Source organism: Ezakiella coagulans (genome assembly GCF_003096635.1).
GTDB lineage: Bacteria > Bacillota > Clostridia > Tissierellales > Peptoniphilaceae > Ezakiella > Ezakiella coagulans.
The window spans coordinates 66,695-88,131 of sequence record NZ_QEKV01000003.1 but is presented as its reverse complement, the minus strand read 5'-3'; the positions used below and the strand labels follow the sequence as shown (position 1 = coordinate 88,131).

Below are 21,437 nucleotides of genomic sequence, written 5' to 3'. Positions count from 1 at the left end.
AAGGAGGATTAGAAATGGCTTATAATTCCAGACTTAAGAGTGAACAAACGGATGCTTTATTTGAAGCTATTCTAACGTTGGACACTATGGATGATTGCTACAGATTCTTTGAGGATATTTGCACAATTAAAGAAATTCAAGCAATTGCACAAAGATTAGAAGTAGCAAAACAATTGAGAGAAAACAAGACTTACAATGAAATCGAGGCTGAAACAGGAGCATCTACTGCAACAATTTCAAGAATTAATCGTTCTTTGAATTACGGTGCAGATGGATACAACTTGATTTTCAGAAAATTGGGTTTAACAAAGGAATAGATTATGGCAGGAAGCGAATCACAGGAGATGTATCTCAAGACGATTTTGCTTTTACGCCTTGGAAATCAAACCTCAAGAAGCGTTGATGTTGCAAATGAATTGGGATATTCTAAAGCCAGCGTTTCGCGTGCGGTTTCACTTCTAAAAAGCGAAAAACTAGTCGAGGTTATTGAAGGCGGAGAAATTGTTTTTACAAAAAAAGGTAAGGAAAAAGCACTTTCAGTCCTTGAAAGATACAAAGTATTGGTGAAAATCTTAAAAAAATTGGGACTCGATGAGGTTGAAGCTGATGATGAAGCGTGTAAGCTTGAGCATGTAATCGGTGACGAATTATATGTAAAACTTAAAGAATTTTCAGAGAGAGAAGATGGCTAATGTCATCTTCTTTTTTTGGAATTGATAGCATAAGCTTGAATATAAAGCACATTAAATGTATAATAGAAGGAGCAGATTTAAAGAGAGGAATATTATGGATATTAAGAATTTACTTAACGAAAGTCAATATGAAGCTGTTGTCAATACTGAGGGACCGGTGCTTGTTCTTGCAGGGGCAGGCTCAGGAAAGACGAGAGTTGTTACATATAAAATAGCTTATCTTGTAAAAGAAATTGGGATTAATCCATTTAATATTTTGGCAATTACTTTTACAAACAAGGCCGCAAATGAGATGAAGGAAAGAGCCGAGGAACTTCTTGAAAGATCTATAAACGGAATGTGGATCGGAACTTTTCACAGCATTTGTGTACGTATTTTAAGAAAACATTATTCCTCTAATTTTACTATATATGACACTCAGGACAGTGTTAATCTAATAAAAAGAATTATTAAGGACAGAAATCTAGACAGTGACCAATTTAAGCCGAAGTCCATTAAAAACAGAATTTCCGATTTTAAAAACAAGGGAATGGGCGTTAAAGAATTTCAGGAATTTGCCGGAAGCGATTTTTATTTAAAAATTGTCGGAGAAATATTTTTCGATTATGAAGCAGCGATGAAAGAAGCGAATGCACTTGACTTTGATGATCTTCTTTTAAAAACTGTAAAAATTTTTGAAGCAAACCCAAGTGTTTGTGAAGAATATTCAAGTAAGTTTGACTATATATTTGTCGATGAGTATCAAGACGTAAACGACATACAGTATAAATTCATAAAGGCAATTTCTCATGTTCACAACAATCTTACAGTCGTTGGTGATGAGAATCAAAGTATTTACGCTTTTAGAGGAGCAAATCTTGAAAATATTTTGAATTTTGAGAGGGATTTCAAAGGTGCAAAAGTTATTTATTTGAATCAAAATTACCGCTCGACTAAGAGTATTTTGGATGCAGCGAATCATTTGATTTTAAATAATCCGCAAAAATATAAAAGGGAACTTCTTGCGACAAAGGCAGACGACGAAAAAGTTAAATGCTACAATCTCATGACCGGAGACGACGAAGCTTATAAGGTTTTAGAAATCATTGAAAATTTGAAAGACTCCGGAGAAAAATATAGCGACATAGCGATTTTGTACAGAACAAACAATCAGTCGAGAGCATTTGAAGATGTGTTTGTAAGAAATTCCATTCCGTATGAGATTATCGGAGGTATAAGGTTCTACGACAGAAAAGAAGTCAAGGATGTACTTGCCTATTTGAAACTTTTAAACAATCCTTTCGATTCTGTAAGTTTTGAAAGAATTGTGAATACTCCAAGGCGCGGGGTCGGACCGAAGACACTCGGCGATTTGAATGAATACAGACTCGTAACGGGCAAGGATTATTTTGAAACGCTTTCCGATATCGGAACAAAATCCGCAAAACAATTCGGAGAAGATTTTATAAAAATCAGAGAAGTAATGAACGATGTTTCTCTAAGCGAACTTGTGGACATCGTACTTGAAAAATCGGAATATTTAAAAGAACTTAAAGTTTCAAAGAATCCGGAAGATGAGTCGAGAGTTCAAAATGTTTATGAATTTGTGAGCTATGTAAAGGAATACGAAAATAAGAATCCTGAGTCGGAACTTTCTGAAATGTTAAACGAAATTTCGCTTCTTTCGGACATTGACCAGTCCAAAGAAGAGGACAAAGTTGTGCTTATGACGGTGCACTCTTCAAAGGGGTTGGAGTTTAGAAATGTCTTCGTTGTCGGACTTGAAGAGGGACTCTTCCCGTCCAGAATGAGTATGGAAGATGAAAAGGATGTCGAGGAGGAAAGGCGACTATTTTACGTCGCACTTACAAGAGCACGAGATAGGCTGTTCCTCACTTCCGCAGATTCAAGAATGATTTACGGACAGACGATTTACTCTAAAAACAGCAGATTTCTTGAAGAGATAAAGGACTTTGTGGAAATTGAGGATGAAACTGTAAAATCGAAAGTTAAAACAGAAGGCAAGCCAATTCCTAGACCGACAAACTTTACAGGGAAAATCGGTTTGGGAGCAAAGAAAGAAAAGGCAGGAAGTTTTAATATCGGAGATAAGGTTATTCATAAAATGTGGGGCGAAGGAACGGTTGTGACATTGGTCGGAGACGACATTACAATAGCATTCCCGTCTAAGGGCTTGAAGAAATTGAAAGCTTCAATCGCACCGCTCACAAAAAAGTAGGTGAAAAATGCTTGAAAAGATGAGGGAGCTTGTCGATAAGCTAAACTTGTACAACTATCATTACTATACTCTGGACGACCCAATTGTTGTAGACGCTGTATATGATAAGTTGTATCAGGAACTTGTCGACATGGAGAATAAATACAAATTTAACTTTTTAGATTCGCCGACAACGAGAGTCGGAGGGGAACTTTTAAAAGGTTTTGAAAAATATACACACGAAAGACCGCTTTGGAGTCTTCAAAAGTCACAGTCGACGAATGAGTTGATTGAATGGGCAAACAGAGCGGAGAAGCTGAGAGTGGAGTACAACAATTCGCATGAGGATAAATTGCCGCCCATTCAATATGTTACGGAATTCAAATTTGACGGACTTACATGTAATCTAACATACGAGTCGGGATATCTTAAAGTTGCGGCAACGAGAGGAAACGGTGTTGTGGGAGAAAATATTACAGCACAGGCAAGAACCATAAAAAACATTCCGACTATGATTGATTACACCGGTCATATAGAGATTCAGTGCGAGGCATATATGCCACTATCGGAGCTTGAAAGATACAATAAAACTGCGGAAATACCTTTGAAAAATGCCAGAAATGCTGCGGCGGGAGCTCTAAGAAATCTAGACACAAGGGAAACCGAAAAAAGAAATCTGAGAGTGTTTGCATATAATATCGGCTATATGGACGATTTTAATTTTAAGAATCACATGGAAACGCTCGAATTTTTGAAAAAAGAGGGCTTTCCGGTCAATGAATTCCATCCACTTGTTGACAGCATAGAAGATGTTATAAAAAATATTGAATATGTAAAAGAAAAAAGACATGAACTAAATTACCTGACAGACGGTGCGGTAATAAAGATAAACGATATAAGGACAAGAACAGTCTTGGGATATACAAATAAATTCCCAAGATGGGCAATTGCATTCAAATTCGAAGCGGAAGAAGTTGAAACAAAAGTACTGGATGTAGTTTGGCAAGTCGGAAGGACGGGAAAAGTCACACCTGTTGCAAAGCTTGAACCGGTTGAAATTGCGGGAGCAATGGTAAGTTCTGCAACGCTCAACAATATCGACGATATAAAAAGGAAAGAGGTTCGAATTGGAGCCCAGGTAATTGTAAGACGCTCGAACGAAGTTATACCGGAGATAATGGGAACTATTGGCGATTTATCTGACACAAAAGAAGTGGAAATTCCTAAAATTTGTCCATCGTGTGGCACAGAACTTGTTATGGATGGAGCTTATCTCGTTTGCCCAAACAAGACATACTGCAATCCACAAATAGTTTCAAGGATAACTCATTTTGCATCGAGAAATGCCATGGATATAGAAGGGCTTAATGAAAAAACGGTCGACTCGATGGTGCAAAACTTAGGCATTAACGATGTGAGTGATTTATATACACTTACAAAAGAAGATTTACTGAAACTGCCGCTGTTTGGAGACAAGAAGGCTGACAATCTTATGAATGCACTTGACAAGTCTAAACTTAGAGAACTTCATCGATTTATTTTCGGACTCGGAATAAATGAAGTTGGAGTAAGAACGGCTACAGATTTGGCAAAAAGGTTTAAGACTTTTGAAAATTTCAGAAATGCGACATTTGAAGAACTTACATCTGTAGATGGAGTTGGAGATGTTATTGCAAATAATATTATAAGTTATTTCAATCACGAGGGGGAAAAGGAACTCATAAAGAGGCTTTTGGAATTCGGAGTGAACACCATAGAACACGACGAAGAAGTGAAAGAAGGATTTTTTACCGGCAAGACAGTGGTTATAACGGGGACTTTTTCCTCAATGAAGCGTGATGAAATCAAGGCATATATTGAAAAAGAAGGCGGGAAAGCAACGTCTTCCGTTTCAAAAAATACAGATTTGGTTTTAGTTGGAGAAAATCCGGGCTCGAAACTGGATAAGGCAAACGAACTCGAAATCGAAATTATGAATGAAAATGAGCTAATGGAGGTTATTAATGGATAAAGAAACTTATTATAATTTGCTCGACCTTGCAAAATTTAAAGATCAGGGCGACGAATTTTATGAAAAACTCGTGGATTGTATGGATGTTTTAAAATCTATAGAAGATTTTGATGAAACGGGAGAAAAAATGTACAATGTCAACCCGGCTGAAAAACATCCGTCAAAAGACGAGCCGAAGCCGTCACTCACAAATGAAGAAGCGACAAGAAATGCAGTTTCGGAAAAATATGGATTTATCGAAACTATAAAATATGTGGGGGAAGACTAATGAGATATTTACATGAAACTTTAAAATTAATAAAATCCGGTGAGCTCTCACCTGAGGAACATCTCGAAGATATCATTTCAGGTCTTGACAAAGACAAGGAAATAAACAGTTTTATCACGCTCGATTTGGATGGCGCAAGGGAAAGAGTTAAAAACATTAATCCGAGCGGCGAGCTTTACGGGGCAGTTGTCGGACTAAAGGACAATATAAACTATAAAGGTCTTAAAACCACGTGCGCATCGAAAATGCTTGAAAATTTTGAGAGTGTATATAACGCAGACTGTGCAGAAAACATTGAATCTGAAGGCGGAGTTGTAATTGGTAAGCTCAATATGGACGAGTTTGCAATGGGAAGCTCCAACGAAACTTCATATTTCGGTCCTGTAAAAAATCCGATTGACCACACACTTGTACCGGGCGGCTCAAGTGGCGGATCCGCAGCTGCAACAAAGATGGGTTTTGTTGACGTGGCAGTCGGTACAGATACGGGCGGTTCGATAAGACAACCGGGCTCATTCTGTAGCGTCGTAGGATTTAAACCGACATATGGTCTCGTCTCGAGATACGGAGTTACATCTCTTGCAAATACATTTGACAGCGTCGGAAGTTTCGGAAGATGTGTGGAAGATGCGTATATTCTTTTGAGAGCAATGGCAAAAGACACGCCGAACGATATGACGAAAATAAGTGCGGACATGCCGGAAATGAAGACTTCAATTGAAGAGGATATAAATGATTTGAAGGGCAAGAAAATTGCGATCTTAAGTCACCTCAAAGATTTCGATTTGGCACCGGAAGTCAAAGAAAGCTATGACAAGTCGTTGAAAATTCTTGAAAAAGCAGGAGTGGAAATTGTGGAAGCCGAATTTGAGCATTTGGATTATGCGGTTGCAACATATTATGCAATCATCGACAGCGAAGCAAGTTCGAATCTTTCTAGATTTGACGGCATAAGATATGCGGGAATAAAGAGTGACGTTAAAAACTTTAGTGACTATATGAAAGAAGTTCGCACAGCCGGTTTTAGCGATGAAGTTAAGAGGAGAATTCTTTTGGGAATGTATATTATGAGCAGCGATCTTCGTGAAACATATTACGACAAGGCACTCATAATAAGAGAAAAGATTGCAGAAGATTATGATAGAATCTTTAAAAATGCAGATGCAATTTTAACTCCGACTGCAACAACTCTTCCATTTAAACTTGAATCGCAAGTTAAGAATCCGAGACAAATGATGGAAGGGGACCTTCTTACTGTTGCAATAAATCTTGCCGGAATTCCGGGAATAAATGTTCCGTCAACAAGCGAGAATGTTATAAATGCAGGAATGCAATTTTTAGGAAAGAAAAAAAGCGATTACAATTTGGCAAGAATCGCTCGAGCTTATGAAGGATTGGTGAAATAATGAAAACATTAATTGGACTTGAAATCCACGTTGAATTAAAGACGGACAGAAAAATGTTTTGCGATTGTAAAAATACTTTCGGGGATGACCCGAATGTAAACACCTGTCCTGCATGTCTTGGAATGCCGGGTGCGCTTCCTAGAATAAACAATCGTGCTATTGAATTTGCAGTTATGGCGGGTCTTGCTTTCAATTGCGATATAGATAGAACTATAAAGATGGATAGGAAGAATTACTTTTATCCGGACCTCGTAAAAGGATATCAAATTTCACAAGATGACAGACCGATTTGTCAGAACGGATATGTTGAAATTGATGTTGACGGCAAGAAGAAAAAGATTGGACTTATAAGGATTCACATGGAAGAAGATACCGGGAAGGCTCTTCACATGCAAGACAATACAACTCTTATGGACTACAATCGTGCCGGAGTTCCGCTCATTGAAATTGTAACGAAGCCGGACATTGAAAGTGGAAAAGAAGCAAGAGCATTTATTGAAAAGCTTCGCGAAACTTTGACCGAGCTTGGAGTTTCCGACTGTAAGATGGCAGAAGGAAGTTTAAGATGTGACTGCAACATCAATATTGTCGATGGTGATTTTAAAACGGAAATTACTGAAGTCAAAAATATAGGTTCTACAAGAAGTGTTGAAGCCGCTCTTAATTTCGAAGAAGAAAGACACAAAAAAATGGTTGAAAATCGCGAAAGAGGGCAAAAGGATACAAGACGTTTCGATGAATCAAAAGGTGAAACAGTTCTTATGCGTGTTAAAACGACAAAGGATGACTATAGATTTGCATACGAAGGCGACATTCCGATTTTTGAACTCGAAGAAGAATTTATTGATAACATCAAAAAGAGTTTACCGGAACTTCCGGATGAGAGAAGAGAACGTATAAAAAAGAATTATAATCTTTCTGATTACGACACAAATGTTATCGGTTCAAATAAAAATCTTTCGGACTATTTTGAAAAAGTTCAAAAAGCTACGGGTGACGTATCTCTCACATCAAATTGGATTATAAATGAACTTTTAAGAAGACTGAACGAAGATGAAACCCTAATTGAAGATTTGAAATTCGGCGTGGAAGATTTTTCATATTTGTTAGGTCTTATTAAAGAAGAAAAGATAAATAACAATACAGCAAAAAAAGTTTTCAAGGAAATGTTTGACGAAGGAACGAGTCCAAAGGAAATTATAAAGCGTGACGGATTGATTCAAATAAGTGACGAAGGTGCAATTTTGGACATTGTGCTTGAAGTTATAAAGGAAAATCCTCAATCGATTGAAGACATCAAACAAGGAAAAGACAGAGCACTTGGATTCCTTGTCGGACAAGTTATGAAAAAGTCTAAAGGAAAGGCAAATCCAGGTGTTGTAAATAAACTCTTAATAGAACAAATTAAAAATAATTAGTATTTTACCCCGGCATATTAGCCGGGGATTTTTTATAGTTTTAAAAATTATTTGTCCATTATATTTCTGCATAATTACTTTTACATTACATATTTACGTTGAACTAATTTTTCCTTGATTTAGAAGTATTCATATGTTACAATTAAAAAGTGGAGGATAGTATGAAAAGGTTAATTCTATTTGTTTTATTTTTAATAACTTTATTTAATATAAATACAGAGGCAAGAAGTCTTAATATTAACGGTAAGGTAAAAGAAGCTGTTGATGTTAATTTAAACATAAATGGAGTGGATAAAAAAAGTCCGACTCCAAGTTTTGTTGTTGACGGGGTTACATATGTGCCTGTGAGATTTGTATCGGAGACTTTAGGATATAAGGTGGAATGGATTCATAAAACTTCCACAGTAGGTATTCATGGAGGAAAGACGATTTGGTTTCCTGTTGGAAAAAACTTTGTAAATATGGGGAGTGGCAGAGTTGAAACTCCGAAAGGAGTTATGGCTCTTTTGATAAATGTAGATGGTGGAGCAAATGCAACAACTTATGTTCCGGTCAGATATTTGAGTGAATATATGGGCAAAAAAGTTGGTTGGATTCAAAAGACAAGAACTGTTACCATTGCTAATGGTGAAGAAAAAGCAGAAGCCACAGCTACAGATTTGATAGACGGACCTCAAATTTCAAATCCACCACCGACAGAAGAAATTGTTAAGCCAAAGGAAGAAACTATTGGAAAAGTTACACTTCAAGATAAAAATGTGGACTATGATACAAGTACAGTAAAGTTAATATTTACATTTACTGCAAAACCAAATTATGAAGTAAAGGTCGGCACAACTTCCACTACTATAATTGTAAAAAATGCAGATGTAAACAAAGGTCTTGTCGGTCAAGATAAGAGTATGATTGAAAACTCGGATAAATATATTATTCAAAAGCAAGGAGAGGACCTTGTAATATCTTTCAATAAGACAAAGGGTGAGATTACGGTTTATGACAGTGACGATGGTAAGAGTATCATTGTCACTGATACTTTTTTATTTTCGGACATTCGCATAGAAAATGTGAATGGAAAAGAAAGTATTGTTATAAAAAACATGGGGAAACAAAATTATAACAAGATGATTCTTGAAAATCCAAAGAGGATTATTCTTGATTTTCTAGATTCAAATATGGCGTCGGGGCACTATAAAGAATTCCCTTTACAACTTGGTTTTGTAAAATATATAAGAAGCAGTCAATTTATTCCGGATAAAAACTATAAAAAAACTGATAGAATTGTCAGGGTTGTTTTTGATATAGACAAAGATGTTGAACACCCAAATCTAGTAATAAAAACAGTAGGTAACGATCTTGTTGTGACTCCGGAAAGAACGCTTTATGATAATTTTAAATTTAGAACTTCCGGAACCGCTAGAAGTTTAACAATTAAAGGTATAGCCAAAGATTTACCGTTTAATTATGATCAGTCACAAAACAAAATAACAATAAGTGTTGGCGATAGAATTCCGAATGGCTCTATAAAATATAATGACAGTCTTGTAAAAGATTTGGATGTAACTAATGGAGTTCTCACAATAAGTCTATTGAGAGCGGTTTCTGTTAATGTTGATCCGGAGTCGCCTGATATGACATTAAACATATCCAAAGTTAGAACAGGAAGAAACGCTGACTATTTTATTTTGCTTGATCCGGGACATGGTGGAACAGATCCGGGAGCTATTCACATTCCGTCAGGTGTAAAAGAAGTCGATGTAATAAAACCTATTCAAAGACTTTTGGAAAGCAGGCTGATAGCGATGGGATATCGAGTTCAGAAGACAAACGATACGGAGGATTCTTATAAAACATTGTCAGAAAGAGCTGCAATATCAAATAGTTTGAAACCGGATGTATTTATATCAATTCACGCAAATATCGCTGATAGTAGTGCAGCTAAAGGACTTGAAGTTTATTATTGTACTTCTCCTTCAATGGAACCTAACCAAAAAGAATTCGGTCAAATGGTAATAAATGCTATTGAAAGATCAATTGGCGAAAAAACACGTGGGTTAAAGATGGAAAAATATTATGTTTTAAAGAATACAACGGCACCGGCAATTTTAATTGAAACAGGATTTTTGAGTAATGCTGCTGAAAGAGCAAAGCTTTTGACACCGGAATATCAATCAAAGATTGTTGACGGCATTATAAACGGTATAGAGGATTTCTTGGAGGAATATAGATAATGAGGATAGTCGTTGCAAGTGGCAACAACCATAAAATTACAGAAATTAAACACATGCTCTCGGAACTTGATTTCGATGTTAAAAGTGTATATGAGATTGAAAAAAATTATGATGAGCCGGATGAAAACGGTCAAACATTTGAAGACAATGCATTCATTAAAGCAAATGCTATAAGAAAAATTTTCAATGATTCATATATTTTGTCGGACGACTCAGGGCTTATGGTTGATGTGTTAAATGGTGAACCGGGTGTTCATAGTGCAAGGTATGCAGGTGATGAACACGATGATGCAAAAAACAATGCACTCCTTCTAAAAAAACTTGAAAATGTTAAAAAAGAAGATCGAACAGCTCATTTTGTTTCGGTTTTGTGTCTTATAACTCCTGAAGGAGAAAAGCATTTCTTCAGAGGAGAATGTGAAGGCGAGATAATTTTTGAGAGAAGAGGGGAAAACGGATTTGGATATGATCCGTACTTTCTTCCACATGGCAAACAGAAGACATTTGCTGAAATGAGCGAGAGCGAAAAGAATGAAATAAGTCATAGAAGACGTGCACTCGATAAGCTGAAGAATTATTTTAGCGAAAATTATAAAAAATAAATATAAAATTTAGTCTCAATGATAATATCGAACAAGATATTATTATTGAGATTTTTTTTATTTTTTTTAAAAAACATATTGACATAGATAGAAAAATGGTGTACTATATAACTAGTACAACGATATGGATTATGAAAGGAGAGAAATATGAATGGTACATCAAAAGGCCTAGTTATTTTGTTTTTAATAATTGCAGGCAATTATATTTATAATTCCATTAAAATATCAAAGATAAATAAGATGGAAACACTTGAGGAAAACAAAGTCGTTGAACTTAACTTCTCAAAATCAATTCAAATAATTTCGATGCTTGTCATGACTATATTGGTCATTATGTTTACATGGAGTATGGGATGGTAGAAAGGAAGGATAAAATGAAAGTACTGGAAACTACTGATTTAAGTATGAATTACGGCACAAAAAAAGCTTTGAGCGATGTTAATGTGTCGGTAGAAGCCGGAGAAATTTACGGTTTGGTTGGAAAAAACGGAGCGGGGAAGACAACATTAATGAAAATTATTTTGGGTCTTCTTCCGGGACACAAAGGTGGGCTAAAACTTTTCGAATCAGAAAGTTTAAGCGATGGAAGAAAAAATATAGGTGCACTCATTGAAACACCGGCATTTTTTGAAAATATGACGGGCTATCAAAATCTTAAATACTATAGAACGGCATACGGTCTTGACAGGTCAATAGATTTGGAAGAGTTGTTGAGCGATGTAAAACTTGCCGATGCTCGTGATAAAAAATTCAAGGCATATTCACTTGGCATGAAACAAAGACTTGGAATTGCATTTTCACTTTTGGGGAATCCGGATTTTCTCGTGCTTGACGAACCTATAAACGGAATTGACCCTGAAGGGATTGTTGAAATAAGAAATCTTTTGAAGGAGCTTGCCAATAAAGGTAAGACAATTTTAATCAGCTCGCACATTTTGAGCGAACTCGAGCATCTATGCGACAGAATTTGCATTATTGAAAATGGAGAAGTCGTCGATATTATAGAGTCAAAGAAAGATAAAAAGCTAAGATATCACACTGTTATAAAGACAAGTGACGACAATAATTTTAAGAAAATTTTAGAAGAATTAAAAATTGAAATTTCAAAAGATGGTGTTATTGTCGGTGATTTTGACATAGACAAGTTGCTCAAAAAAGTTTATGAAAATGGACTCAGCATTGTCGAACTTGAAAGAAGAAAAGATAATCTCGAAGAATATTATCTCGGACGTATGGAAGGGAGGAACAAATAATGTTTTCATATTTAAAAGCTGAATTATATAGAACAAGAAAGAGAATGCCAAATATACTCCTTTTAATTTTCGGATTGATTGGGATAGGACTTTCGTATTATGTAACTGCAAAATATTCAACGACCAAGTCGTCGTCAAGCTTTCTCTCAAATGTGTACGACATTGTGAAACAAGTCGTTCCATTTATGGCAATCATGATTGCAACGGCCTCATTTAAGAGAAGAGAGGAAATGAGAAACTATTTCCAAAGGGGAATGAGCCGTTTGAATCCGGTTGTCGGAGATTACTTGGTATCAGTTTTAACAACAGTTGTCTTTGCACTTGTATTTACAACAATTACAGTTGCTCTCTCATATACATTTAAAGATTTGCCGGCACAAGGATACGATGCATATGTGTCACCGAAAATGTTTATATACAGCATTCTTACAATAGTCTCAATTATAACGTGTATGCTCGGCGGAATTCATTTATTCTATGAACTCACAAATTTGCAAGGTGCAACCGTTGCAATAAGCTTTTTATACTACTTCTTTGCGCCGATTATTTTTAAAGTTACAGGTCTTGTAAGCCTCGACTCATGGCTTGGAACAATTGCCGATTGGTTCACAAGGCTCTCGCCGCTTGAATACGCACCAGTGTTTGACAACTTGTTCCAATTAGGAATAAATCCATTTGAAGAAAAATGGTTTACAATTATGTTATTTGTAAATATTTTCTTGGCAACAGGAATAAGATATCTGGTTATTAAAAGAAAGAGATATTAGGGGAGATTATGGATTTCAATGAAGATAGACCTATTTTTCTTCAGCTGGCTGAAATATTTATCCATGAACTTGTATCAGGACAAATAAAAAAATCTGAAAAGCTTCCTTCGGTTCGTGAAATAGCTAAGACATATAAAGTAAACCCCAACACAGTTGCAAGATCGATAGATGAACTTGTCGGAACCGGTCTTTTCGAAGTAAAAAGAGGAATGGGGACTTACGTTATAGATGATGAAGCAATAATTAAAGAAAAAAGGCGTTCATATATAAAAAAGAGAATTAAAACTACTTTAGAAGAATTCGAAAATTTGGGAATTGACAAAAGTGAATTTATAAATTTGATAATGGAGAATAACAATGGCGACAATAGTGACAGTAGATAATCTGACAAAAAAATACGGAAGGAAAACTGCATTGGAGAACATTAGTTTCAAACTTGAAGAAGGTAAAGTATTGGGGCTTTTGGGACCAAACGGGAGTGGAAAAACTACACTTATAAAAATACTTTCCGCATTTCATCAAAAAACATCGGGAAGAGTTGAAATTTGCGGTAAAGAACCGGGAATAGCTACAAAAAGATTAGTATCTTATCTTCCGGACAGAAACTTTTTACCGAAATGGATGAAAATAAAAGACGCAAAGGAATATTATAATGATTTTTTCGACGACTTCAATACAGAAACATTTAGAGAAATGCTCGAGGTAATGAAGCTTAGTGAAGACATGAAAGTTAAGGAACTTTCAAAAGGAATGCAAGAGAAACTGAATCTTTCATTGACACTCTCAAGGGATGCAAGTCTATATCTGCTCGATGAACCGATAGGTGGAGTAGATCCGGTAGCAAGAGATATGATATTAAACTCGATTATAGACAAGGCATTTCAAAATAAAACACTCATCGTTTCAACGCAACTTGTAAGGGATATAGAGTCGATATTCGATGAGGTTATGATTATTAACGACGGCAAGATTCTTGCTCATGAAACAGTTGACAATTTAAGAGTGGAAAAATCGATGAGCGTTGAAGAATTTTTTAAGGATTGCTTCGGAGGTGTGACATGCTAAAATTTATTAAATACGACATCAAGGGAAGCCTTAAAACTCTTTTGGGATTTCTTTTCGGAGGAATAATTGCTTCAATATTTGTTCAAATAAATGTAAATTCGAAACACTTAAGGGCAGAAAATTTTAATTATATTAAAGATGTAATAGCTGCCGTTGGAGTTTTAGTTGCAGCTATAACAGTAATATCGTTTATAGTGTATGCTATAAATTCGTTCAACAGGGAAATAAATTCAGACACGGGATATCTTACATTTCAAACGCCTCAAAAAATGTGGAAAATGGTAGCTTCTAAATTGATAGTTATGGGGGCATGGTCGCTAATATACCTTCTTGTCGGTTTTTATATTAACGTAATTCTTACAAATCTTATTCAAATTGGAAGCTTTAAAGGTGTTTTAGGATATTCTGAAATAATAAATAATGATATGTTCTACATCTTTACATCAGATATTGTAATGACACTTTCATTAATATATCTTTCTCTTTCAATCTCAAAAACAACTATAAAATACAAAAAATTAAGCTGGATGTGGATTATAATACTTGTAGCACTTATAGCTGCAACAGCATATTTGAAGTCATATATATTTACTTTAAGACCAAATGAACTTTTACCTGGACAGGCGCTAGTTATGTATCCGTTTTACGGACTAGACCTAAAAGACGGAGATCAAATATATTATATTTTGACTAATATGATATTTACAGTTATCAGCGTTTTTTCAACAGGATTGATTTTGGACAAAAAAATAAATTTATAGAAATTAAAGCTCCGATTTTTCAAATCGGAGCTTTTTAAACAATGTAAAACTTTGAATAAAACTAATTAAATTAATGCGCAAAACAGCACATGGATATATAATATAAGAAATATAAGCGCACTTATTTTCAAAAATTTACAAAAAAAATAAAAAATTTAGTAATACTATTGTAATAAATTCAAAATTATGTTATAATTTTTAGTAGGTGGAGAAGATGAGATTAAACATAAAATGAGAAACACTATCAAAACCATTCTATTGAATTTGCTTTAATACACTAATATTGAGCACGAAAATCGCAAATGAATTATGGTGTAACTCTTTTGTATGAAATTTCATTTTATAAAAACCGCTAAATTACATAGTTATAACCGCTATACTTCAACGGGTAATGAGATTTAAATTTTATCTAACATAAACTCTTTACAAAAAAGTAACGATGTGGTATAATGTATGTAGTGGTAAATATCCACAGAATAAAGGGCTTAGCCCGAAGAAACAAGGAGGATATATGTCAAAAAGACTAATCGCAATCTTAGTAGCAGTATTCATGGCTCTAACATTCTTTGCTGGATGTAAAAAAGATGACTCAGCAGACGAAAAAAAGCCGACTGACACTACTACAACTGATGAAACAAAAGACACAGAAGACAACAAAGATACAACTGACGCAACAGATGATAAAGCTGATGCAAACAAAGGTGAAGTTGTATTCAGAATGACAGGTGGTAAGATCAAAACTTTGAACCCACACCTTTCAGAAACATCTGCAGAAAATGATGTTCTTGCTTTGGTTCTCGGAAATATGCTTGAATTAACATATAACAAAGAAAAAGACACATTTGATTTTACTCCAAACTTAGCTGCTGCTCTTCCTGAAAAGAACGAAGACGGAACTGTTTGGACATGGAAACTCCGTGAAGACCTTCAATGGCCAGACGGAACACCTATCACTGCAGAAGATTTCATCTACTCATGGAAGATGCTTCTTGATCCTAAGCTCAAGAACTTCCGTGGACCTGAAGCTTTCTTCACAGGTGACCTAAGTGTTGTAAACGCAAAGAAATACTGGACAGGTTATGCTGAAGATAATATCAAACTTAAAGCTCAACAAGAAGAAGAAAAAGCTCTTGAAGAACTTAAAAAAGAAATCGAAGGCATGGCTGACGGCGAAGAAAAGACAAAGAAACAAGAAGAATATGACAAACGTTCAGAAGAACTAAATGCTCACAGAATTTCTGTTGACGAACAAGACTTGGCAGAAGGCGGAGCAAAATGGGAAGACGTTGGTCTTAAAGCTATTGATGATCACACACTCGAAATTACTCTTGAATATGCTATCCCTGAAGTAAACTTCTGGTTAGCATTTGTTGGCGGTTCATCAAACTCTCCAGTAAGAAAAGACTTATATGAAGGCGGAATGAACGCTGACAAGACTGAAACAGATTATGGTACAGACATTTCTAAGATCGACTTTACAGGACCTTATCTCTTAAAAGAATGGGTAAGAGACCAATACAGATCATATGAAAGAAACGAAAAATCTCCATTGAGAGACATTTACACACCGGAAAAAATCACTGAAAGAGTTGTTGAAGACGACAACACTGCACTTCAATTGTTCGAAAACAATGAAACAGATACAGTTGGTTTAAGAGGTGCTAACTACGATAAGTATGAAGAAGACCCACGTTTGGTATTCTCAAAATCAGACTCAGTATGGCAAATGTTCATCAACATGACAGCTACAGCTCCTGATAAAGCATTCTTAACAGATGTTAACTTCAGAAAAGCTATGTACTGGGGTATGGACAGAAAAGCTCTTGCTAAAGACATTTACAAGACAGCTATTCCACAACCATGTATCATCGCTGATACAAGAACAGTTGACCCACTAAAAGGTATCACATTCCGTGAAACTGAAGTAGGTAAGGCAAACTATCCTGAAAATGATGGTTATGATCCAGAAAAAGCTAAAGAATTCTTCGACAAAGCATATGAAAAATTCGGCAAACAAATGGTTGTTGAAATCATGTACTTTGATAACTCTGACCAAATGAAGGGTATGGCAGAATTCCTTGAACAAGAATATGAAAACATGTTCGGAGCAGACAGAATCGATGTTAAGTTGAGAGCAGTTCCTTGGAACAACGCTTATGACAACATGCAAAACGGCGACTACGACATGGGATTCGGAGCTTGGACAGGTGGAATCTTCAACCCATGGGGTGGTATGGAAGTTTATACACAAACATTCGGTATCAAATGTGACCAATTTAGATCAGATGAATTCGACGAATTATACAGAAGAACAAACAAGGGCGACTTGATCTTCAAGCCACAAGAAAGACTTGAAGCACTTGGAGAAATGGAAAAAATGTTGTTAGACAACGTTCCAATGGTTCCAATGTATCAAACAGAAAACGCACGTCTATATCAAGACAGAATTCACCTTCTAACACATGAATGGGTAATTGGTGTCGGTTTTGCTCCAATGCAAGCAGAAATCGATCCGCTTCAATAATAAAATATAATTCGACAAAGAGGGGTATGGCCCCTCTTTGTCCAAATTATGCTCAGAAAGGAGAAAGACAATGGCAAGATATATCGCTAAAAGAGTTGTCTTGATGGCTATAACATTATTTTTAATTATAACTATAAGCTTTTTTGTTATGCACAGTATGCCTGGTAACTTTATTCAAAATAACAAATTACCGGCGGACGTTAAAAAAGCCATGCTTGACAAGTATCACTTAAATGACCCGTTAACAACACAATATGGATATTTTATTAGAGACTTCGCAAGGGGAGACTTCGGTATTTCCTTGGTTATCCAACCAAAAGTTCCGGTAAATGAAGTACTAGCTACAAAAATTCCGGTATCAATGCAATTAAATATTTTCTCTCTTATTTTTACAATGCCTATAGCTATGATACTTGGTATCTGGGCAGCTATTAGAAAAAATAAGATTGATGACCAAATTATTTCTATTTTAATTATTTTATTTATTTCAGTTCCAAGTTTCGTTTATGCATCATTAATGCAATATTACTTAGCATTTAAGCTTGGTTGGTTCCCGATTATTACAGAGGTTGGTACAAAATTAACGTGGTCAAAATTCTATTCTATGATTTTGCCTATTTTAGCACTTTCCTTCGGTTCAATTGCGGGTGTTGCTAGATATACAAGAGCTGAACTTACAGAAGCACTTAACTCAGAATACATGCTACTTGCTAAGTCAAAAGGTTTGAGTCAAGTTCAATCAACAGTTCGCCACGCTCTAAGAAACTCATTTATTCCACTTGCAAATATCATAATTCCGATGTTCTTACAAATTATGGGCGGTTCTTTAGTTATTGAAAGAATTTTCTCAATTCCGGGCATGGGTAATATTATGGTCGATGCTATAAACGCTTATGACTTTCCATTAGCAATCGGAGTATTGTTCTGGTTCTCATTATTATCACTTGTTACAATTCTTATTGTTGACTTAAGTTATGGTATTATTGACCCTAGAATCAGATTAGGAGGTAGAGATTAATGTCAGAAAAAAACACAACTCCAAATCTTAATAATATTCCAAAAGAAAAGTTCGAATTTGTTCAAATCGATACAAAACTTCATGACGAAGTAATTCAAGGTGAAGCAATCGGTTTCTTCAAAGACGCAATGATCAGATTTAGGAAGAATAAAGCAGCACTTGCAAGCTTTATTATCATAGCAATCCTTGCATTTATGGCTGTTTTTGGGCCGTCAATGAGCAAATATGGATTTGCTGAACAAAATGTTCAATTACAAAATATGCCTCCGAGAGTTTCGTGGCTAAGCGGCCTTTCACTCTTCTCAGGGACAACTACAAAAGAAGTTAGAACAGATAACATTGAGAAAAAGTATAAAGATGCTTATATCGGAACTGTTTCAACACGTGTTGTTAAAGGGACAGAAATGTCCAAAATTAAATTGGACCCATATAAACAAAACGGCGGAGATGACGTTTACTATTGGTTCGGTTCCGACAACCTCGGTCGTGACCTATGGACAAGACTTTGGAGAGGTCTTAGAGTTTCATTCTTGATTTCTCTTATTGCTATGGCTGTTAATATCTTGATTGGTATCATATATGGTGCTATTTCTGGATATTACGGTGGATGGATTGACCTCTTGATGCAACGTTTCATCGAAGTTATCGGTGGTGTTCCATACTTGGTTATCGTTATTTTGTTCGTATTCTACTACGGTCCTGGTATCATTCCTATAGCTCTTGCTATGTGTATGACAGGTTGGATCGGAATGAGCCGTATGATTCGTGCTCAATTCTTGAAATATAAAGAAATGGAATATGTTCTTGCATCAAGAACACTTGGTGCATCAGATAGAACTCTTATTTTCAGACACATTTTACCTAATGCCGCAGGCATTATCATTACAATGTCTGCTCTTGAAATTCCGGGTGCTATTTTCGGGGAATCTTTCCTTGCTTATATCGGACTCGGTATCCAAGCTCCGGAACCATCAATCGGTGTTCTTTTAGCAGATGGACAAAAAGTATTGCTTCAATATCCGCACTTAACCATATTCCCGGCATTTGTTATCTCAATCATGATGATTGCGTTCAACTTGATGGGTAATGGATTAAGAGACGCATTTGACCCAACATTACGTGGTATAGAATAGGAGGTAAAAAATGGCTGATAATAAATTACTTGAAGTAAAAGATTTATATGTAACATTCAACACCTATTCAGGAAAAGTTCACGCAGTTCGTGGAGTTAATTTCGAACTTAATAGGGGAGAAACACTTGCTATAGTTGGAGAATCCGGTTCCGGTAAATCCGTAACAGCACGTGCTATTATGGGTATTCTTGCAAAGAATGCTAATATCGAACATGGAGAAATTTTATACAAAGGTGTTGATTTATTAAAACTACCTGAAAACGAAATGGCTAAATATCGTGGTGATGAACTCGCTATGATTTTCCAAGACCCACTATCATCTCTTGACCCTGTTATGAGAATAGGTAAACAAATCACTGAAGCTGCTGTTTTGAAGAAAAATACAACAAAACATGAAGCAAAAGATAAAGCATTAAAGCTTATGGAGGCTGTAGGAATTCCGCAACCGGAAGTAAGATATACACAATATCCTTTCCAATTCTCAGGCGGTATGAGACAAAGAATTGTTATCGCAACAGCTCTTGCTTGTGACCCTGAACTTCTAATTTGTGACGAACCTACAACGGCTCTTGACGTTACAGTTCAAGCTAAGATTCTTGAGCTCATTCAAGAAATTCAACAAGAAAGAAATATCGGTGTTGTTTTCATTACACACGACCTTGGGGTTGTTGCACACTTAGCTGACAAGGTTGCAGTTATGTATGCAGGAAAAGTTGTTGAATATGGTACTGTTTATGAAATTTATGAAAAACCTAGACACCCATATACAATGGCACTTCTTGCAGCTATGCCTGACCTTGAAACTGACTCTAATTATGAATTGTATACAATTCCTGGAGCACCGCCAAACATGCTTTACCCACCTGTAGGTGATGCATTTGCACCTAGAAACCAATTTGCTATGAAAATAGACCTTGAACAACAACCACCGTTCTTTGATATTTCTGAAACTCACAGAGCTGCAACGTGGTTATTGCACCCGGATGCTCCGGATGTTGAACTTGATGCTTTCAAGAATAAAGTTAAGAGTTATTCAAATCAAGCGGTTTCAAAATATCACCATACAGAAAAAGAAGAACCTATATTAAGTGTTAGAAATCTTAAACAACACTTCACAAGTGGACGTGGCAAGAATAAGATTGTAGTTAAAGCTGTTGATAATATTTCATTCGATATTTATAAGGGCGAAAGTTTCGGTCTTGTAGGAGAATCAGGATGTGGTAAAACAACAACCGGACGTACAATTATCAGACTTTACAAACCTACAGATGGAGAAATCATTTATAAGGGTAAAGATATTGCCGGTAAACTCTCAAAGGCTGAAGCAAGAGAAGTTCACCAATCAATTTCCATGATTTTCCAAGACCCTATTGCTTCTATTAACCCTAGAATGACAGTTAAGGAAATTATAGGCGAAGGTCTTAGAATTAATAATTTGGTTAAGAGTGAAGAAGAACTTGAAAATCTTGTTTATCAAATGCTTGAAACTGTAGGACTTACAAAAGAACACGCTAACAGATATCCGCATGAATTCTCAGGCGGTCAAAGACAAAGAATCGGTGTAGCTAGAGCACTTATCACAAATCCTGACTTTGTTATTGCTGACGAACCGGTTTCTGCACTTGACGTTTCTATTCAAGCTCAAGTTTTGAATCTTTTGAACTCAATAAAGAGAAAACTTGGACTAACAGTTATGTTTATTGCACATGACTTGTCAGTTGTTAAGTATTTCTCAGATAGAATTGGGGTTATGTACTATGGTAAGTTGGTTGAATTAGCTGATGCTGAAGAGTTATACAGAAATCCAATCCACCCATATACAAAGGCGTTGTTATCTGCAATTCCTATTCCTGATCCAAGAATTGAAAAAGGACGTAAGCATTTAGTATACGACCCATCAATTCATGATTATTCACAAGATAAGCCTTCAATGGTTGAAATTAAACCTGGTCACTTCATCTTCTGCAACAATAAAGAACTTGAAGAATACAAGAAGAGCTTAAAATAAATATAATTTAAAATAAGGGGGCATCTCGCGAACTTCTACAAAATTCATTTACTATCGGTTATGATATTTGTGGCTTGCGAATGCCC

The 21,437-nt window shown here is 35.8% G+C and carries 19 protein-coding genes; all 19 read left to right on the top strand.

The features are described 5' to 3' along the window. The first annotated feature begins 14 nt into the window (after window positions 1-14). The gene (locus C7381_RS03260) at window positions 15-317 is read left to right on the top strand and encodes a YerC/YecD family TrpR-related protein (RefSeq protein ID WP_034546083.1); all 303 of its coding nucleotides are present in this window, start codon (window positions 15-17) and stop codon (window positions 315-317) included. Window positions 318-320: 3 nt separating this feature from the next. Beyond that, window positions 321-692: a metal-dependent transcriptional regulator gene (locus C7381_RS03255; protein ID WP_116479871.1), complete on the top strand. Its 372-nt coding sequence runs from the start codon at window positions 321-323 to the stop codon at window positions 690-692. A gap of 94 nt (window positions 693-786) precedes the next feature. Then, window positions 787-2,910, top strand: coding sequence for an ATP-dependent helicase (locus tag C7381_RS03250; RefSeq protein WP_165803579.1), 2,124 nt, complete (start codon window positions 787-789; stop codon window positions 2,908-2,910). Between the two features lie 7 nt (window positions 2,911-2,917). Further along, entirely contained in the window at window positions 2,918-4,900 is a 1,983-nt protein-coding gene (gene ligA, locus C7381_RS03245; protein WP_116479869.1) for an NAD-dependent DNA ligase LigA, read from the top strand. Beyond that, a complete protein-coding gene (locus tag C7381_RS03240; RefSeq protein ID WP_034546073.1) occupies window positions 4,893-5,168 on the top strand; it encodes a hypothetical protein in 276 nt (91 codons plus the stop codon). Before ligA ends, C7381_RS03240 begins: the two co-directional genes overlap by 8 nt. Then, window positions 5,168-6,574 carry an Asp-tRNA(Asn)/Glu-tRNA(Gln) amidotransferase subunit GatA gene (gatA, locus tag C7381_RS03235; protein ID WP_116479868.1) on the top strand — a complete coding sequence of 469 codons (1,407 nt, stop codon included), beginning with the start codon at window positions 5,168-5,170 and terminating at the stop codon, window positions 6,572-6,574. Before C7381_RS03240 ends, gatA begins: the two co-directional genes overlap by 1 nt. Further along, the gene (gene gatB, locus C7381_RS03230; RefSeq protein ID WP_116479867.1) at window positions 6,574-7,992 is read left to right on the top strand and encodes an Asp-tRNA(Asn)/Glu-tRNA(Gln) amidotransferase subunit GatB; all 1,419 of its coding nucleotides are present in this window, start codon (window positions 6,574-6,576) and stop codon (window positions 7,990-7,992) included. Before gatA ends, gatB begins: the two co-directional genes overlap by 1 nt. 161 nt (window positions 7,993-8,153) lie before the next feature. Further along, window positions 8,154-10,220, top strand: a complete 2,067-nt coding sequence (locus C7381_RS03225) for an N-acetylmuramoyl-L-alanine amidase (protein WP_116479866.1) — start codon at window positions 8,154-8,156, stop codon at window positions 10,218-10,220. Then, entirely contained in the window at window positions 10,220-10,822 is a 603-nt protein-coding gene (locus C7381_RS03220) for an XTP/dITP diphosphatase (RefSeq protein ID WP_245893713.1), read from the top strand. Before C7381_RS03225 ends, C7381_RS03220 begins: the two co-directional genes overlap by 1 nt. Window positions 10,823-10,969: 147 nt before the next feature. Beyond that, the gene (locus C7381_RS03215) at window positions 10,970-11,182 is read left to right on the top strand and encodes a hypothetical protein (RefSeq protein ID WP_116479864.1); all 213 of its coding nucleotides are present in this window, start codon (window positions 10,970-10,972) and stop codon (window positions 11,180-11,182) included. A 14-nt stretch (window positions 11,183-11,196) separates the two neighbouring features. Continuing rightward, window positions 11,197-12,075, top strand: a complete 879-nt coding sequence (locus C7381_RS03210; RefSeq protein ID WP_165803578.1) for an ABC transporter ATP-binding protein — start codon at window positions 11,197-11,199, stop codon at window positions 12,073-12,075. Beyond that, entirely contained in the window at window positions 12,075-12,842 is a 768-nt protein-coding gene (locus C7381_RS03205) for a hypothetical protein (RefSeq protein WP_034546059.1), read from the top strand. The genes C7381_RS03210 and C7381_RS03205 overlap by 1 nt, the downstream gene beginning before the upstream one ends. An 8-nt stretch (window positions 12,843-12,850) precedes the next feature. Continuing rightward, window positions 12,851-13,225, top strand: a complete 375-nt coding sequence (locus tag C7381_RS03200; protein WP_034546056.1) for a GntR family transcriptional regulator — start codon at window positions 12,851-12,853, stop codon at window positions 13,223-13,225. Further along, on the top strand, window positions 13,200-13,907 hold the full coding sequence (locus C7381_RS03195) for an ABC transporter ATP-binding protein (RefSeq protein ID WP_116479862.1): 708 nt from the start codon (window positions 13,200-13,202) through the stop codon (window positions 13,905-13,907). Before C7381_RS03200 ends, C7381_RS03195 begins: the two co-directional genes overlap by 26 nt. Beyond that, window positions 13,901-14,668 carry a hypothetical protein gene (locus C7381_RS03190; protein WP_116479861.1) on the top strand — a complete coding sequence of 256 codons (768 nt, stop codon included), beginning with the start codon at window positions 13,901-13,903 and terminating at the stop codon, window positions 14,666-14,668. The genes C7381_RS03195 and C7381_RS03190 overlap by 7 nt, the downstream gene beginning before the upstream one ends. Before the next feature lie 511 nt (window positions 14,669-15,179). Further along, complete coding sequence (locus tag C7381_RS03185) at window positions 15,180-17,192, top strand: peptide ABC transporter substrate-binding protein (RefSeq protein ID WP_165803577.1); 2,013 nt, start codon at window positions 15,180-15,182, stop codon at window positions 17,190-17,192. A gap of 70 nt (window positions 17,193-17,262) precedes the next feature. Further along, window positions 17,263-18,210, top strand: coding sequence for an ABC transporter permease (locus C7381_RS03180; protein WP_116479859.1), 948 nt, complete (start codon window positions 17,263-17,265; stop codon window positions 18,208-18,210). Beyond that, window positions 18,210-19,343 (top strand): ABC transporter permease, encoded by a 1,134-nt coding sequence (locus tag C7381_RS03175; RefSeq protein WP_116479858.1) that lies wholly within the window; start codon window positions 18,210-18,212, stop codon window positions 19,341-19,343. Before C7381_RS03180 ends, C7381_RS03175 begins: the two co-directional genes overlap by 1 nt. A gap of 10 nt (window positions 19,344-19,353) precedes the next feature. After that, on the top strand, window positions 19,354-21,351 hold the full coding sequence (locus tag C7381_RS08775) for an ABC transporter ATP-binding protein (RefSeq protein WP_116479857.1): 1,998 nt from the start codon (window positions 19,354-19,356) through the stop codon (window positions 21,349-21,351). Window positions 21,352-21,437: the final 86 nt, after the last annotated feature.

Excerpts from the sequence above, each read along its gene's own strand:
- C7381_RS03260 (WP_034546083.1), top strand. The coding sequence starts at position 15 with ATGGCTTATAATTCCAGACTTAAGAGTGAACAAACGGATGCTTTATTT.
- C7381_RS03215 (WP_116479864.1), top strand. The coding sequence starts at position 10,970 with ATGAATGGTACATCAAAAGGCCTAGTTATTTTGTTTTTAATAATTGCA.
- C7381_RS03255 (WP_116479871.1), top strand. The coding sequence starts at position 321 with ATGGCAGGAAGCGAATCACAGGAGATGTATCTCAAGACGATTTTGCTT.
- C7381_RS03185 (WP_165803577.1), top strand. The coding sequence starts at position 15,180 with ATGTCAAAAAGACTAATCGCAATCTTAGTAGCAGTATTCATGGCTCTA.
- C7381_RS03195 (WP_116479862.1), top strand. The coding sequence starts at position 13,200 with ATGGCGACAATAGTGACAGTAGATAATCTGACAAAAAAATACGGAAGG.
- C7381_RS03250 (WP_165803579.1), top strand. The coding sequence starts at position 787 with ATGGATATTAAGAATTTACTTAACGAAAGTCAATATGAAGCTGTTGTC.
- C7381_RS03190 (WP_116479861.1), top strand. The coding sequence starts at position 13,901 with ATGCTAAAATTTATTAAATACGACATCAAGGGAAGCCTTAAAACTCTT.
- C7381_RS03175 (WP_116479858.1), top strand. The coding sequence starts at position 18,210 with ATGTCAGAAAAAAACACAACTCCAAATCTTAATAATATTCCAAAAGAA.
- C7381_RS03200 (WP_034546056.1), top strand. The coding sequence starts at position 12,851 with ATGGATTTCAATGAAGATAGACCTATTTTTCTTCAGCTGGCTGAAATA.
- C7381_RS03180 (WP_116479859.1), top strand. The coding sequence starts at position 17,263 with ATGGCAAGATATATCGCTAAAAGAGTTGTCTTGATGGCTATAACATTA.
- gatB (WP_116479867.1), top strand. The coding sequence starts at position 6,574 with ATGAAAACATTAATTGGACTTGAAATCCACGTTGAATTAAAGACGGAC.
- C7381_RS08775 (WP_116479857.1), top strand. The coding sequence starts at position 19,354 with ATGGCTGATAATAAATTACTTGAAGTAAAAGATTTATATGTAACATTC.
- gatA (WP_116479868.1), top strand. The coding sequence starts at position 5,168 with ATGAGATATTTACATGAAACTTTAAAATTAATAAAATCCGGTGAGCTC.
- C7381_RS03220 (WP_245893713.1), top strand. The coding sequence starts at position 10,220 with ATGAGGATAGTCGTTGCAAGTGGCAACAACCATAAAATTACAGAAATT.
- C7381_RS03210 (WP_165803578.1), top strand. The coding sequence starts at position 11,197 with ATGAAAGTACTGGAAACTACTGATTTAAGTATGAATTACGGCACAAAA.
- C7381_RS03240 (WP_034546073.1), top strand. The coding sequence starts at position 4,893 with ATGGATAAAGAAACTTATTATAATTTGCTCGACCTTGCAAAATTTAAA.
- C7381_RS03225 (WP_116479866.1), top strand. The coding sequence starts at position 8,154 with ATGAAAAGGTTAATTCTATTTGTTTTATTTTTAATAACTTTATTTAAT.
- C7381_RS03205 (WP_034546059.1), top strand. The coding sequence starts at position 12,075 with ATGTTTTCATATTTAAAAGCTGAATTATATAGAACAAGAAAGAGAATG.
- ligA (WP_116479869.1), top strand. The coding sequence starts at position 2,918 with ATGCTTGAAAAGATGAGGGAGCTTGTCGATAAGCTAAACTTGTACAAC.